Origin of the sequence: Streptosporangium sp. NPDC000239 (assembly GCF_040300765.1) — a bacterium.
Lineage (GTDB): Bacteria > Actinomycetota > Actinomycetes > Streptosporangiales > Streptosporangiaceae > Streptosporangium.
Genome location: NZ_JBEPEI010000008.1, coordinates 212117 through 227613 on the forward strand (window position 1 = coordinate 212117; position 15497 = coordinate 227613).

Here is a 15497-nt window from a genome sequence, read left to right on the forward strand (position 1 = left end):
GTCTGAACCGTTGCGGACACTCTGATGGTCGCCGCACGCCGGACGGGGGGACCGATCCGGCGGGCGTTCACCGGGGCCCGTGACGCGGAAAACCGTTTGACGGGGGTTTTAGCCTTTACGGGCCCTTCTGCGAGGACAGTGCTGAACCCAGTAAGGAGTGTGCTGCCTGCTGATGCCCCCCGATACCGTCGCCTCAGCGCGAGAATCCGGTACCACCCGTTCCCCTCTCCCCCACCCCCGCCGCGCCAGGATCTCGTCACTGTGGCGGTTGCGGCCCTACCTCCGTCCCTACACGACCCGGCTGATCGTCATCTGGCTGGCCGCCCTGGCCGGGGTCGGGATCGGCATCGTCATCCCGCTGATCGGCAGGGAGGTCATCGACGGCCCCGTCGCCAGCGGTGAGACCGGCGCGCTGCTCCCGCTGTTCCTGCTCGCGCTGGCCCTCGGCGCGGGTGAGGCGCTGCTGGTCCTGCTGCGCAGGTGGATGCTCGGCGAGGCCGTCCTCGGCGTGGAGACCAGCATCCGCGACGACCTCTACGCCCACCTCCAGCGGCTGCCGATGGGCTTCCACGGCTCCTGGCAGTCCGGGCAGCTGTTGTCCCGCGCGACGACCGACCTGTCGGCGATCCGGCGCTTCCTCGGCTTCGGCATGCTCTTCCTCGTCCTGATCAGCGTCCAGATCGTGACGGTCACGGGCCTGCTGCTGAACATGTACTGGCCGCTCGGCCTGCTGGTCGCCGCCTCGGCGTTGCCGATCGCCCTCATCTCGCTGCGTTTCGAGCGGGGGTACGTCGACGCCTCACGCCGAGTCCAGGACCAGCAGGGCGACCTGGCCACCCTGGTCGAGGAGTCCGCGGCGGGCATCCGCACGATCAAGGCCTTCGGGCGGGGGCCGTACGTCGGCGGCGTCTTCGGCGACGCGGCGCTGAAGATCTACCGCACCGCGATGGAGAAGGTGGGCCTGTCCTCCCGCTTCTTCACCTTCCTTGAGGTCGTCCCCAACGTCACCCTCGCCGTGGTGCTGCTGACCGGTGCGCTCGCGGTCGGCACGGGAGCGCTGACCCTGGGCACGATGGTGGCCTTCACCACGCTGATGCTGCAGCTGGTGTGGCCCATCTCCGCGCTCGGCTTCATCCTGGTGATGGGCCAGGAGGCGATGACCGCGGCCGACCGGGTGATGGAGGTCCTGGACACCGAGCCCGCCATCGTCGGCGGCACGGACGCGGTCGAACGGCCCCGCGGGCACCTGCGCTTCGAGGGGGTCGGCTTCACCTTCCCCGGCGCGGACAGGCCGGTGCTGCGCGACGTCTGGCTGGACGTCCGTCCCGGGGAGACGGTGGCGGTCGTCGGCGCGACGGGGTCGGGCAAGACCACGCTGACCTCGCTGGTGCCCCGTCTGCACGACGTCACCGAGGGCCGGGTCACCCTCGACGGCCACGACGTGCGGGACCTGTCCCTGACCGCGCTCCGCACCATGGTCGCCACCGCCTTCGAGGAGCCGACGCTGTTCTCGATGAGCGTCAGGGAGAACCTCACACTGGGACGGCACGACGCCACCGAGGAGGAGATGGCGGCGGCCGTCGAGATCGCCCAGGCCGGGTTCGTCCACGACCTGCCGTGGGGGCTGGAGACCAGGATCGGTGAGCAGGGCATGTCGCTGTCCGGTGGCCAGCGTCAGCGCCTGGCCCTGGCCCGCGCCGTGCTGGCCAGGCCGAAGGTCCTCGTCCTCGACGACACCCTCTCCGCCCTGGACGTCGAGACCGAGGCCCTGGTCGAGGAGGCGCTCAGGCGGGTGCTGCGGGACGCGACCGGGATCGTCGTCGCGCACCGCGCCTCGACGGTGCTGCTCGCCGACCGGGTCGCCCTGCTGCTCGACGGCACGATCACCCACGTCGGCCCGCACCACGAGCTGATGGCGACCGTTCCCGAGTACCGCGAGCTGCTGTCGGCGGCCCTCGACGAGCCGCTGGACGAACAGGAGGCGCTGCTGTGAGCGGGACCACGAAGGAGAACCAGAAGACGGAGACGACCGGCGAGAGCCCGGGCTGGCGGGGCGTCGCCGCGGAGAACCAGGACGAGCTGTCCGAGCGGGCCTCCTTCCTGCTGCGCGCCCGGTCGCGACGGCTGCTGGCCGAGCTGCTGCGGCCGTACCGGCGGGAGATCGCGGTGCTCGTCGCGGTCATCGTGGTCTGCAACGGGGCCTCGCTGGCCATCCCGTTCCTGGTCAAGGTTGGCATCGACTCGGGCATCCCGCCGATGACCTCGGGACAGGGACCGGGCACGCTCGTCGCGGTGGTCATGGCGGTGCTGGTGGCCGCGGCGCTCCAGGCGGCGACCCGGCAGGTGTTCCTCAGGCGCTCCGGCCGTATCGGCCAGGACGTCCTGCTCGAACTGCGGCGGCGGGTCTTCGCCCACTTCCAGCGGCTGTCGCTGTCCTTCCACGAGGACTACACCTCCGGCCGGGTCGTCTCCCGGCTCACCTCCGACATCGACGCCATCTACGAGATGCTCGAATCCGGCTTCGACGGGCTCGTCACCGCGGTGCTGACCCTGACCGGGACCGCCGTCCTGCTGCTCGTCCTCGACGTACGGCTCGGCCTGGTCGCCCTGCTCCCGCTGCCGGTGCTGCTGCTGTTCACCCGCTGGTTCCGGCGGCAGTCGAGCATCGCCTACCGCAGGACACGGGAGACGGTCGCGCTGCTGATCGTCCACTTCGTGGAGTCGATGGCCGGTGTCAGGGCGGTCCAGGCCTTCCGCAGGGAGCCGCGCAACCAGGAGATCTTCGGCCGGCTCAACGTCGACTACCGCGACGCCAACATCCAGGGCATGCGCCTGATCTCGATCTTCGCACCGGTCGTCAAACTGATCGGGAACGTCACGATCGCCGCGATCCTGCTCTACGGCGGGTGGCTGGCGCTCGGCGGCCACGTCACGGTCGGCGTGCTGGCCGCGTTCCTGCTCTACCTGCGTCAGTTCTACGAGCCGATGCAGGAGATCAGCCAGTTCTACAACGCCTTCCAGTCGGCGGGCGCGGCGCTGGAGAAGCTCTCCGGCGTGCTGGAGGAGAGACCCGACGTCGCCGAGCCGCGTGACCCCGTGCCGCTGGTACGGCCACGCGGTGGTGTCCGGTTCGAGGCGGTCGAGTTCTCCTACCTCGACGGGACCCCCGTACTGCCCAGGATGGACCTGACGATTCCCGCCGGGCAGAGTGTGGCGCTGGTCGGCACGACGGGGGCGGGCAAGACCACCCTGGCCAAGCTCGTGGCCAGGTTCTACGACCCGGTCGCCGGGCGTGTGCTGCTGGACGGGGTCGATCTGCGCGACCTGGACGACGAGACGCTGCGCGCGGCGGTGGTCCTGGTGACGCAGGAGAACTTCCTGTTCACCGGGTCGGTCGCGGACAACATCAGGTTCGGCAGGCCGGAGGCGTCCGCGGCCGAGGTCGTCGAGGCCGCCAAGGCGGTCGGCGCCCACGGCTTCGTCTCCGCGCTCGCCGACGGCTACGACACCCAGGTCGGCAAGCACGGCGGACGGCTCTCCGCGGGACAGCGGCAACTCGTCGCCTTCGCCAGGGCCTTCCTCGCCGACCCGGCGGTGCTGATCCTCGACGAGGCGACCTCAAGTCTCGACGTACCGGGGGAACGGCTGGTGCAGCGGGCGATGCGCACGATCCTCGCCGACCGGACCGCCCTGATCATCGCGCACCGCCTCTCGACCGTCGAGATCGCCGACCGGGTCCTGGTCATGGAGGGCGGCGAGATCGTCGAGGACGGGCCGCCCGATCGGCTCGTCCGGGACGCGGGCCGGTTCGCGGACCTGCACCGGGCCTGGCGCGAGAGCGTCTCCGACCTGCCGGGCAGGCTTCCCGGATAACGGCGGGGGCGGTGGCCCGGACCCTCACAGGTCCGGGCCACCGCCGGGTGCTCGCTCTCCGGTTTCTTGGGGTGTTCCCGCTAGAAGGAGATGCTCCAGGAGTTGACCACTCCGGTGTCTCCCTGGAAGTAGTCGCCGACCATGAGCGACCAGGTGCCGTTGCCGAGCCTGGAGGGGTTGCTCACGGTGAAGGTGACCGGCCCGTCGTAGGGGGTGCAGGCCTCGTAGCCCTCGTACTTCAGCACCCGGGCGGACCCGTTCGGCTGGTACAGGGTGATGCGCACGTCCTGCGAGCAGGTGTGCTGGATGTCGGCCGTGACGGTGAACGTGCTTTCGGGTTCCCCGTCGAGGGCGACGTCGATGTCGGTGTAGTCCTGGTAGCCGTCGTTGATCTCGAAGGGCGTGTCGTTGGTGAAGGTGCGCCCGCCGCCGGTCCCGCCGACGGTGAGGGTGAAGACGGCCGAGCGGTTGGCGCTCGTCCCGTTGCCGTTGAGGCTGATGGAGTAGGTGCCCGCCGGGGTCGCGGACGAGGTGGTGATGCTGACCGAGGAGCTCTGCCCGCTGGTGATGGTCGCCGGGCTGAAGCTCACGTTCGCGCCGGAGGGCACGCCGCCGGCGTTGAGCGAGACCGACTGGGCGTTGCCCGAGGTGACCTGGGTGCTCAGCGTCGCCGAGGCCGATTCACCGGCCTGGACCGTGGCCGAGGACGGGCTGACCGAGACCGAGAAGTCGTCGGTCGGGGGTGGGGTGTCGCCGCCGACGGCGCCCTTCCAGACCGCGTACGCTGCGGCGTCGGCCGCCCGGTCGAGGATGGTGTCGTTGATGTTGCTGGTGGTGTCACAGGAGGAGTGGTAGCAGGAGTCGTACGCCCTGCCCGACGTACCTCCCCACTTGGTGGCCTGGGCCGAGGTCTTGATGTCGCTGGCACCCGCGGCCACACCGGAGGTGGCGATGCCCGCGTTGCGGAAGGAGGCGTCGTCGGAGCGGTTGGCGCCCTCGACGTTCTCCTCGGTCTGGACGCCGATCTTGGTGTAGAAGGCCTTGAGATCGGCCGCCGCGGCGGTGGCGATGTTGTTGATGAAGTAGCCGCCGTTGGGCGAGCCGACCATGTCGTAGTTGTAGTAGACCTTGATCTTGGAGCGCTCGGCCGAGCTGAGCGAGCCGACGTAGTACTTCGAGCCGAGCAGGCCCTGCTCCTCGTCGGTCCACCAGCCGAACCGCACGTGCTTGGTCATGGTGGGGTTCTTCGCGGCGAGGGTCAGCGCGACCTCAAGCAGGGTGGCGGAGCCCGAGCCGTTGTCGTTGATGCCGGGACCGGCGGAGACGCTGTCGAGGTGGGCGCCGGACATGACGACCTGGTTGGCGTCGCCGCCCGGCCAGTCCGCGATCAGGTTGGGACCCGCGCCGCCGCTGCAGCCGGAGGTGCAGCTCTGCCGGGTCACGGTGTAGCCCGCGGCGCGGAGCTTGTTCTCCACGTAGCTGACCGACTGGGTGTAGCCGGCGCCGGTCGAACGGCGGTTGCCTCCGTTGCTGCTGGCGATGCTCTGGAACTGCTGCAGGTGCGCCTTGACGTTGGCGAGGCTGATGTCCGGTGCCTCACCGCCGCCGGGCGGGCCGCCGCTGACCGTGAGCGAGTACGTCGCGGTCCTGTCGACGTCGGTGCCGTCCGCGGTGACCGTGATCGACGAGGTGCCGTTCGGCGTGTTCGACGAGGTCGTGACGCTCAGCGTCGAGCTCTGGCCCGCGGTGATGGTCGGCGGGCTGAAGGAGGCACTCGCCCCCGAGGGCAGACCGGAGGCCCGCAGCGTGATGGACTGGGCGCTGCCCGCCGTCACCGTGGTGCCGACGGTCGAGGTCGCCTGCTGGCCCGCCTGGACGCTGCCCGAGGTGGGGTTGAGGGAGACCGAGAAGTCGTTCGGGTTCTGGATGGTGCAGGTGCCCTCACCGGAACCGGCGGAGACGTTGACCGCGCTCCAGGCCGCCCTGACCGCGTTCCACTCGACGCAGCTGTTGGGGAAGAGCTGCTTGGCCGCGGCGACCGTGGCGGCGCGCGCCTTGGCGTGGGTCCACGGCGAGGTCTTGTTGTTGAGCCCGGCCATGAAGATCTGGCCGGCCTTCTGGATGCCGATGCCGGTCAGGTTCGACGATCCGGAGCAGACCGGGCTGGTGGGCTTGCCGCCGCCGGGGTTGGTGCCCTCGGCCAGCAGGTAGAACCAGTGGTTCTGCGGACCGGCCGCCGCGTGCACCTCGGTGTTCGGGATCGAGGAGCTGTAGCAGTCCGGGTCACCGTTGGTGCTCGGCTTGTACATGTAGCGGATCGGCCCCTGGCCGACCAGGTTGACCTCTTCGCCGACCTGGTAGTCCGCCGGGTCGTTGGGGTTGTTGGCGTAGCTTTCGAGCAGCGCGCCGAAGATGTCACCGGTCGACTCGTTCAGACCGCCGGCCTCGTTGCCGCTGCCGCCGTCCCCGGAGCCGGAGAACTGGAAGATGGCATGGCCGAACTCGTGGCCGACGACGTCCATCGGGGTCGCCTGCTGGTTGTTCGACTGGTTGTGGCCGAAGTTGGTGTAGGACCCGTTCCAGTACGCGTTGACGTCGTTGAGGCCGACGCGGATGGGGAAGGCGCCGCCCCGGCCGTTGAAGCCGTTGCGGCCCAGCCAGTCCCTGAGCATGTTCCACTCGGTCTGCGCCGCGTAGAGGGCGTCGACGCAGGCGGTCTCAAGGTTGGTGCCGGAGCCGTTGCCCCAGGAGTCGGTGCTCTTGGTGTAGGCCGAGCCGTTCTGGCCGCCACAGGCCAGGCCGCTGCGGGTGGTGTCACGCATGGTGTAGGAACCGGACGACCCCGAGGTCTGGATGGTGACCGGGTTGCCGTTGTAGAAGCTGTTGCCGGTGCCCGCGCGGACCTCGTCGTAGGAGTCCAGCACCGAGCCGGTCAGCGCGTCGACGAAGACGTGCAGCACGCTGGGCGCCTTCTCGGTGGCGCCCCTGACCACGACCTCCCAGGCCAGCTTCGGCTGGGTGCCCGCCGCGTGGACCAGCAGGGTCGGGGAGTCGGCGCTCTCCACCTTGGCGAGCTTGGCGCGGGCGGTGGCCGCCGCCGCCGAGGACCTGACCCTGGGGGTGACCCCGACCTTGATCTCCGCCCGCTGGCCGGAGGCGACCTGGCCGAGCTGGTCACCCGCCCGGTCGGTGGTCACGATCACGTCGCCGCCGTAGACCGGCAGCCCTCGGTGGGTGCGGGCGTAGGTCAGGTACTGCAGGCCGTACGCGCCGTCGATGGTCTTGGCCAGGGTGAACTTGTCCTGTGCGCTCTTGCGCAGTGTCCCGGACTCCGCGGCCAGCGCCTTGCCCGCGTTCGCGATCGCACGCTCGCGGCCTCTGGCGTTGGGCGGGGTGAACGCCCTGTCGAGTTTCTGCGCCGCTCCCACGGGGGTGGGCTTCGCGTCCACCGCGGGCTTGGCCGCGTAGGCGCCGGGCGCGTTCGCGAACGTGGAAGCCGCCAGCGCCGCTGTCGCCAGTACGGCGACGGCACCTGTTCTGAGCTTGGATCTCACTCTGGATGACTCCTCTCACAAGTCCCCTGGGGGGAAAGGGACCAAGGAGCCGTGGCCGGCCAGGGCTGGACCAAAGGTGCCATTACTACGACATGTCAGGAACCCTCCAGCTGCCCATAGTCCGCCACTATGGGGTGATCAGGCGTTCATCTCTTGACAGGGGGCAGGCGCGTATTCACTGGTCAGCGGACACCCGTTACCCATCGGATGAGCGGCTGAAATCGTCGGTGTCATATGCCGGCCGACGGTCGCACGACCAGGCCGTTCTTGAGTGTCCGCAGGTCATTCCCCATCCCGCGAACATCAGGGGTGGCGCCAAAGACCTCCGGCACAACCGGAGTCAATGTCGTTGTCAGGCCCGGTCATCGCCCACGGGAGAACGACCGGGCCGGTCAGCGCCCCGAGGCCAATGGCCACACGAACCTCCGGGGGGTACGGCGGAGCGGCCGGGATGCGGAGAGACTGCGCCCCGCACCGTGGACACGCTGCGCTGACAACATTATTAAATAGGAAACCTTCCTGTGCAATGAATAACGGCGGTCCGTTTCGGACACACCTTTTCCGCCCGGGCCGACCACCGCAAAGACGGGCGCCGTTTCCCGGACCGGGTTTTCCCCGGGCCGTCCGGGCGGCCTCCACGGAAAGGTTCGCCCGGAGGAAAAGAGAAGAGGGCGGCGCCGCACGGTCGCGGGCCGCCCTCTCGAATCCGGCTAACGACAGGTTTCGTATTCCAGCGCCGGAGCGTACATCCAGGCCAGGCGGCCACCGGCCAGGTAGACGGCACGTCTGCCATTGACCTGGTTGGGCTTCATCACATAGGAACTTGGCCCGGTAACGGGGGAATCATCCGCCTTCGGATCCTGATAGACCAGCTCGGCGCCCATGTAACTGACGTACACACTCGACCCGCCATGACCTGTGTTGACCTTGTAGATGTTGACGGTGCAGGGGGCCGCCTGGGCGGGAATGGCCGATACGGTGGTCAATCCGCTCCCGAGAAGCGCCGCGACGGCGGCGGCCGTCGCGGCGCTTCGGAGCGATGAGCGATAGAGCTTCATTGATCCTCCGGAATCGTGTTCTGAGCCGCTGATCATTGCGGCGTTTCCACGATGTCAGAACATGAGCAGCAGCGGTCTAATCCCATGGTTTGTGGCCTCAAAAGCATCGGCCACATCCTTCTCGGCACGCTCATCCGGAAGATGAAAATCTTTCCCCTTGATATGATACGTCTTCACTTTTCCAATTTTTTCACTCGAACCAGATTTGCCGCATGAACCCCATCAAGACGACCGGCATGGGACACTACGGAAAACGCAGGGGCTGTCCATGGCGTTCGAGCCAGGCCGCGTAGACGGGGACCTTCAGCGCCTCGCTCCAGTACCTGCGGATCGCACTGCTGATCAGGGAGACCACGTGCTCGGCCAGCGGACCGTGCCGGGTCCAGGCGATGATGTAGCGGAACAACATGGGGGTGCCCACCAGCGGGCGGACCACGATCCCCGGGTGCGGCTGGTAGATCGCCTGGAACATCCCCACACACCTGCCCGCTCTGATCAGGTCGTAGGCCAGGGCGGGACTGACCGAGAAGTTCAGCCTGGGGGCGAAGCCGTGCTTCCTGCAGGCGTCCCAGAAGTGCTCCCTGTGGCCCACCTCCGCCTGCGGGGGCATCGCCCAGTCGTCGCCGGCCAGGTCGGCCAGATCGATCTCCTCCTGCCGGGCCAGCGGATGGGACTCCGCGAGCCCGATGAAGATCGGTTCGATCACCGGGATCTCGTACACCACCCCGGGCGGCGGCGTCAGCTCGTAGCCCGGATAGTCACCCAGGACGGCCAGTTCCAGCCTGCCCGTCTCCATGAAGGAGTGCAGGGTGTCCATGCACTCCTCGGTACGGATGGTGAAGTCCACCCCGGGCACCAGGTCGTACATGCAGTTGCTGACGTATCCCGCCAGCGACATCGGCGCACAGCCGACCCGCACGAGAGGTTTCCCCGTACCCCGCTCGACGTAGTGGCGCGCATCCCGTTGCAGGGTGCCGAAGGCGTGCAACAGCGAACTCGACCGCTCCAGCATCCATCCGCCGAGCGCGGTCGGGCGGCTGCCCTCGTGGGCCCGTTCGAACAGCTGGCCGCCGAGCATGCGCTCTATGCGCTGCAGCTGACCGGCCAGCGCGGGCTGGGACAGTCCGAGGGAGGAGGCCGCCTTGGAGATACTGCCGTGCTCGGCGATCGCATGGATGACCCGAAGATGGCGCATTTCCATGTCCATGCGGCGATGATAGGGAGAAACCCTACCATTTTAAATCAAAATCCAATAGCGATTTCACAGGGTTCCAAGACTGTGCACATCTTTCCGGGTCAAACGAGAGAGCGCTCCCCGGTCCGCCGCCGCCCCGCGCGCCCCGGCGCCCCCCACCGCGCGGTACGGCGGCACCGCCACCTCGCCCCCGCCGGGCCGTACCGGGACCCGATCCGGGCGGCGCCCCTCGGGGCCACGGGGCGGCACCCAAATGAAGTTCGCGTTCTCTCCATAAGCCTTATATGGCGAACTATCCGCTCTTTTATGGTTTTTCCCTTTCGTACGGCCTCGCCAACGCGATCGGTCCCCGGGGGGACTTTCTTCCGCGAAAGGGGGAACTCTCCCTCCTCTCATGACCGTTTCTGTCGGAGACGTCGTTCACACTCACTGCTTCGACCCCCTGACGACGGGAGCTGACACGATGGCGGACCGGCGACCGGCCGGAAGAAGACGACCCTCGGGCGCGGGAAAGCGCGGGAAGGGAGGCGAGACCGGTCTCCTGCTCTGGCTCTTCGGCGCCGCGCTGGTGTTCCTGCTGCTCAGGGCGGCCCTGCCCTTCCTGCAGCGGAACTGGCCGTGGTTCGTGGCCGCCGCCGTCGCCGCGCTCGTCCTGGCCACGGCCTTCGCCGTGGCGCGCGCCAGGGCGACGGCCGAGCGGGAGCGCAGGTGGTTCCGGGAGAACTCCGAGCTGGAGCGGGTCGACCGGCTGACGGGGGCGGAGTTCGAGAGGCTCACCGCGGAACTGCTGCGCCGGGACGGCTTCCGTCATGTCAGGCTGCTCGGCGGCGCGGGCGACCGGGGCGTCGACCTGACCGCGATCGGCCCCGGGGGCCGCCCCTTCGCCTTCCAGTGCAAGCGCTACACCGGCAGCGTCGGCGCCCCCCAGGTCCGCGACTTCCTCGGCGCGCTGGCCCACGCCTTCGCCGGGCACACCGGCGTCCTGGTCACCTCCGGCCGCCTCACCCGCCCCGCCCTGACCGAGGCGAACCAGGGCGGGCTGATCCTCGTCGAGCGTGAGCGGCTGGCCGCCTGGCTCGGCGGCGAGGCCCTCCTGCCCGGCCGTACGGCTCGCGGGGGCTGAGCCCTCCCACCGGGCGTGACTCAGGCGCTGTATGCCTTGGTATATGTCATATTTCGCACTTCGACTGGCGTAATGATCTATGTTAGTCAGGTCGAAAAGTAAGGACATAATGGGATTTTGACGCGTTCATATCACGGCGAGACCACCCCGTTTCCTCGGTGCCGGGAAGGGCAACCATGATCGCGGTTTCAGTGGTCGACGACGACCGGATGCTGCTCGACGGACTGACCGCCTGGTTCTCCGGAGTCCCCGACATACGCCTGGCGGGCACCGCCCGCACGGTCACAGAACTGCTCTCCAGAGGACACGCCCCCGCCGACGTGGTGATCCTCGACCTGCTCCTGGCCGACCGCTCCGACCCGATCGGCAACGTACGCAGGATCGTGGCCACGGGCAGCCGGGTGCTCGTGGTGAGCGTGATCACCTCACCGAGCATGGGCTCCCAGGTCGTCAGGGCCGGGGCCGGTGGATACCTCACCAAGGACCACGACCTGAGCGTGCTGACCTCCGCCGTCCGCGAGGTCGCCACCCGGGGAAGCACGCACTCCCCCGAACTGGCGCTCTGCTGGCTGTCCGACCGCGCTGCCGACCGCCCCGTGCTCTCCCCCCAGGAACGGGCCGTACTGCTGGCCTACGCGTCGGGGATGACGCTGTCCGCGGCGGCCCGCAGCGCGGGAGTCCAGCCGGGAACCGCCAAGAACTACCTCGACCGGGTCAAGGAGAAGTACCGCAGAGCGGGCAGACCCGCCTACACCAAACTCGACCTCGCCACCCGGGTGAGGGAGGACGGCTGGTTGAGATAGCTGTGTCTCTTTGCTCCGCCTTCGGCGTCGCGGGTTGTGTCTCTTTGCTCCGCCTTCGGCGGCGCGGGCTTGGGCGCTTTCGAGTCGGTGCTTTCCCTCGTCACTCCGTCGCTTCGCTCCTGCGTTCCTCAGTCCAAGCACCGACGCGCCCAAGCCGGACACTCCTCACACTTGGCGCCGGTAAAGCACAAGGTCAAACCCCTCGCGCACGGCACCGGTACGGCACAAGCCGACGCTCCTCACGGGCGGGGGGAGCTCTTGAGGGTCCGTCTGGAACGTGGGCCACTTGGTGGGGGGCGCGACGGGGTCGTGCACCGCGGGTCAGCCGTGTGCGCCGCGGTCGCTCTGACGCCCGGCCCCTCCGGGCCCGGTGGGGGGCCGGGCTCCGTCTCGGTTGACGTGACCGTCGAGGACCGGCCCCGCCCCGCTCCCTGCCGGGTCACCGGGCCAGACCAGTTCGACGCAGGTGCCCTCGCCTTCGGCGGACAGGACGGTGACCTGACCGCCGACCTCCCGCATGCGGCCGGCGACGGAGGAGGCGAGCCCGAATCCCGGGGCTGTGGAGGCCGGGTCGAAGCCTCTCCCCCGGTCCACGACGCGCACGGTCACCCGACGGCCCCGGCCGTCCTCAGGAACGTTCCCGTGCGCGTCCTCGCCGATGACCGTCAGCCAGGCCTCCTTCGTCGCCGAGTGCAGGGCCACGTTGTTGAGCGCCTCCTGGGAGGCGTCCGCGAGAGCGGAGACGACGGCCGCGGGCACCCGCTCGGGCAGGCAGGCCGCGGCGTAGCGGACCCGCAGCCCGAGCCCGGAGGCCCTGGTGATCACCTTGGCCAGGCTGTCCTCCAGGCGGGCGGCCGTTCCGGTGCCCTCGCGCCCGATGAGCAGCCTGACGTACTCCGCGTCGGCGGCGCAGCGCAGCCGTACCTGCTCCTCCCTGTGGTCGAGACCGCCGCGGGCGATGGCCGTCAGGGTGGTGAGCACCGTGTCGTGCAGCCGCCGGTAGTGCGCCAGACGCTCGGCGGAACGCGCCTGGTCGGCGACGTGGCCCGTCTCTGTGGCCAGCCGCCGGTCGGCCAGGTCGTCCAGGCGGTTCGCCTGCGCCCGCAGGTAACGGTGGATGAAGCAGACGATGACCGCGAACCACAGGTAGGAGTTCAGGCGCACCGCGATGTCGATCGGCAACGGGTACCTGCTGCCGAGGTCGCCCGCGTGCGCCACCAGGTAGGCCAGTGCGGGCGGCAGCAGCGCCCACGCCCACGCGAGGGACTCCGCGACCGCCCCGGTCAACGCCCCCGTGGCCATGAGGGCCGACGACGACCAGTTCGCCGGGGCTCGGGAGTCACCGAGGCAGTTGGCGCCGACCGCCGGCAGGAGCCCGCAGGTCACCGCGACGTCCGCGGCCACCGCCCAGCGGGCGAACCAGCCCCGGCGCCGGGTGGTCACGACCAGCGCGGCGTTCCAGGCGACCGCGACGGCCAGCAGGACCACGTTCAGCGCGGCGCTCCGGTAGAGGCGGTCGGCGCTGAAGACTCCCGCGACGGCGGGCACCAGGTAGCTCGCGCGCTGCAGGACCAGCAGCATCACGACGAACCGGTTGACCCGATCCCGTCCCGGCCGGGCCGCGAGGTACTCGGAGTCACGCCAGCCAAGGGAGCATGAGCGCCGCACCCGTTCTCTCCACTCTCCCCGGCGCCGTTCCGGGGTCCGCCGACCGTCACACCCCCCGTCACACCCCCGTGTACTTCCCCGTCAGTCTTCACCGAAGACGCGGCCCGCGCCATGCGGAGGGCGTGGCCACCTCAGGCCGCGCCGCCCGCGGAACGGTGCGAACCCACGGTTGTCCCGGTCCGGGCGTGTCCGGACGGCGCGGCGGGGTCAGCCGTTGAGCAGGTCGTTCCTGGCGTGGCGCAGGTCGTCGAAGGAGGACAGGTCGGGGACGGTCCAGCCGTTCAGGTCGTACTCCCCGAGGCACCGCTCGACGAACGCCTTGTAGTCGTCGATCTGCCCCGACGCGCCCTGCCCGAGCAGCAGCTCGACGCGGGTGCTCTCGTGGTTGCCCGCGTAGTTGAGCTCGTACAGCTCGTGCCGGCCGCCGAACTCGGTGCCGACCGCGTCCCACAGCAGCTTCATGACCTTGACCCGCTCGACGGCGTCCACCCCGTTCGAGCCCCGGACGAATCTGTCCAGGTAGGGACGGATGTCCGGGTTCTTGAAGTCGTCGGCGCTGGAGTTGACGTAGATCAGCCCGCTGGCGACGTCCTTCAGCACGATCTCCCTGATCCTGGGGTAGCCGACCTGCATGAACCACCGGTAGGCCATGCCGTACTGGGGGTTGGGCAGCACCGCGCCGTTGCGCCACGGGACGGGGTTGCGCGCGGCGGCGTCCGACAGCGCCCAGAAGAGGTTCCGCCAGGCCAGGACCTCGCCCATCCTGCTCTGCACGCCCCGGAAGTCCCTGGTGCCGGTGATCTCAAGCGCCTTGGCCAGCAGGCCCGCGATGAACTCCAGTTTCACCGCCAGGCGGGTACAGCCGTGGAAGGTGAAGCGCTCGATGAAGCCGGAGTGCCCGGTGAACAGCTGGACCTTTCCCACGTCGCCGTAGACGAAGACGTTCTCCCAGGGGATGAGGACCTTGTCCAGCACCAGGATGGTGTCGTTCTCGTCGAGGCGCGAGGAGAGCGGGTAGTCGAAGGGACTGCCCATCACCGCCGCGGCGGCGGTGTAGGAGGGGCGGCAGATCAGCTTCATCCCCCGCGCGCCCATCGGCACCGTGGCCACCAGCGCGAACTCCCGTCTCTTGATCGGCAGTCCGTAGTGGGCGATGAAGTTGTAGTGGGTGAGCGCCGAGCCGGTGGCGACCACCTTGGCCCCGCTGACGACCAGGCCCGCGTCGGTCTCCCGCTCCACGTGGACGAAGACGTCGGCGACCTCGTCCGGCGGGCGGCCGCGGTCGACCGGGGGATGGACGATGGCGTGGTTCCAGTAGAGGACCTTCTCCTGCGACTCGGCGTACCACCGGCGCGCGTTGTCGGCGAAGGGCTCGTAGAAGTCGGCGTTCGCGCCGAGCGTGCCGAGGAAGGAGGCCTTGTAGTCGGGGCTGCGGCCCATCCAGCCGTAACTCATGCGCGCCCACTCGGCGATGGCCCGCTGGTCGGCGACGAGGTCCTCGGCGCTGTGCGGCGTGGTGAAGAACCTGTGGGTGTATCCGCCGCTTCCCGTGTCGGTCGGCGCGGTGAGGACCTCGCGCCTGGCCGGGTCGTGCAGCGCGTCGTAGAGCCGCGCCGTCATCCGGATGGGGTTGCGGAAGGCCGGGTGGGTCGTGGGGTCCTTGACGCGTTCGCCGTACACGTAGATCTCACGGTCGTCGCGCAGGCTCTCGATGTACTCCTCACCGGTCAGCGGGCGGGTCACGGGGCCTGTCTGCTCGTCTCGCACCTCGACTCCTCGGGGAAGTTGTGGGCGGCGCCGCGGAACTCAATGGTGACACCCGGTGGTGGCGATGCCTTTCTCCCAGATTGCGCTGATCACCGCGGTTCTCCCGGACAGCGCAATCCGAGAGATGCGGGGCCCCGGGGCCGGGTGGGACGGTCGGAGGGTGAGCACACCGGAGGCGGTCGCCGCCATCGCCGGTGGATGACAGTGGATGACAGGGGCGTCCGGCTCCGGGCGGTTCCCGACCGTCTCATGGGGACCACCGTTCTCCCGCCTTCCGTGACCGTACGAGCGGCACGCCTCCCGGTTCTCATCCGCTAGTTCCCAGCTGGTTCCCAGGAGGAAATGGTGCTGACCGCCGACGTTCCCGCATCAGGACGGCCGACCGGCCGCGTGTCCGAGTTGCCCCCGGCCCGGCGGGAGGACCCGTCCTGTCCGCCGGGGGACGACAAGGAGACG

9 protein-coding genes are annotated in these 15497 nt (G+C 69.3%); 4 read left to right on the plus strand and 5 right to left on the minus strand.

What is annotated here, in order from left to right; genetic code table 11:
* The first annotated feature begins 172 nt into the window (after nt 1-172).
* Together ABT340_RS21795 and ABT340_RS21800 are read left to right on the plus strand one after the other, a co-directional pair.
* Nucleotides 173-1993 (plus strand): ABC transporter ATP-binding protein, encoded by a 1821-nt coding sequence (locus ABT340_RS21795; RefSeq protein WP_352012620.1) that lies wholly within the window; start codon nt 173-175, stop codon nt 1991-1993.
* Nucleotides 1990-3873 (plus strand): ABC transporter ATP-binding protein, encoded by a 1884-nt coding sequence (locus tag ABT340_RS21800; RefSeq protein ID WP_352012621.1) that lies wholly within the window; start codon nt 1990-1992, stop codon nt 3871-3873. The genes ABT340_RS21795 and ABT340_RS21800 overlap by 4 nt, the downstream gene beginning before the upstream one ends.
* 80 nt (nt 3874-3953) lie before the next feature.
* Here ABT340_RS21800 and ABT340_RS21805 read toward each other — a convergent pair whose 3' ends face one another.
* From ABT340_RS21805 to ABT340_RS21815, 3 genes are all read right to left on the minus strand, one after another.
* Complete coding sequence (locus ABT340_RS21805; protein ID WP_352012622.1) at nt 3954-7427, minus strand: M28 family peptidase; 3474 nt, start codon at nt 7425-7427, stop codon at nt 3954-3956.
* A gap of 710 nt (nt 7428-8137) precedes the next feature.
* Nucleotides 8138-8485 (minus strand): hypothetical protein, encoded by a 348-nt coding sequence (locus tag ABT340_RS21810; RefSeq protein ID WP_352012623.1) that lies wholly within the window; start codon nt 8483-8485, stop codon nt 8138-8140.
* A 244-nt stretch (nt 8486-8729) separates the two neighbouring features.
* A complete protein-coding gene (locus ABT340_RS21815) occupies nt 8730-9692 on the minus strand; it encodes a LysR family transcriptional regulator (protein ID WP_352012624.1) in 963 nt (320 codons plus the stop codon).
* A 451-nt stretch (nt 9693-10143) separates the two neighbouring features.
* On the opposite strand from ABT340_RS21815, the gene ABT340_RS21820 reads away from it, so the two are divergent.
* The gene (locus ABT340_RS21820) at nt 10144-10803 is read left to right on the plus strand and encodes a restriction endonuclease (RefSeq protein WP_352012625.1); all 660 of its coding nucleotides are present in this window, start codon (nt 10144-10146) and stop codon (nt 10801-10803) included.
* 176 nt (nt 10804-10979) lie between these two features.
* Nucleotides 10980-11606: a response regulator transcription factor gene (locus ABT340_RS21825; protein ID WP_352012626.1), complete on the plus strand. Its 627-nt coding sequence runs from the start codon at nt 10980-10982 to the stop codon at nt 11604-11606.
* A 321-nt stretch (nt 11607-11927) separates the two neighbouring features.
* Here the strand turns inward: ABT340_RS21825 and ABT340_RS21830 are convergent, their stop codons facing one another.
* Entirely contained in the window at nt 11928-13274 is a 1347-nt protein-coding gene (locus tag ABT340_RS21830; protein ID WP_352012627.1) for a sensor histidine kinase, read from the minus strand.
* 207 nt (nt 13275-13481) lie between these two features.
* Nucleotides 13482-15041 (minus strand): 4-hydroxyphenylacetate 3-hydroxylase family protein, encoded by a 1560-nt coding sequence (locus ABT340_RS21835; protein ID WP_352012628.1) that lies wholly within the window; start codon nt 15039-15041, stop codon nt 13482-13484.
* Nucleotides 15042-15497: the final 456 nt, after the last annotated feature.

Excerpts from the sequence above, each read along its gene's own strand:
- ABT340_RS21810 (WP_352012623.1), bottom strand. The coding sequence starts at position 8,485 with ATGAAGCTCTATCGCTCATCGCTCCGAAGCGCCGCGACGGCCGCCGCC.
- ABT340_RS21820 (WP_352012625.1), top strand. The coding sequence starts at position 10,144 with ATGGCGGACCGGCGACCGGCCGGAAGAAGACGACCCTCGGGCGCGGGA.
- ABT340_RS21815 (WP_352012624.1), bottom strand. The coding sequence starts at position 9,692 with ATGGACATGGAAATGCGCCATCTTCGGGTCATCCATGCGATCGCCGAG.
- ABT340_RS21825 (WP_352012626.1), top strand. The coding sequence starts at position 10,980 with ATGATCGCGGTTTCAGTGGTCGACGACGACCGGATGCTGCTCGACGGA.
- ABT340_RS21795 (WP_352012620.1), top strand. The coding sequence starts at position 173 with ATGCCCCCCGATACCGTCGCCTCAGCGCGAGAATCCGGTACCACCCGT.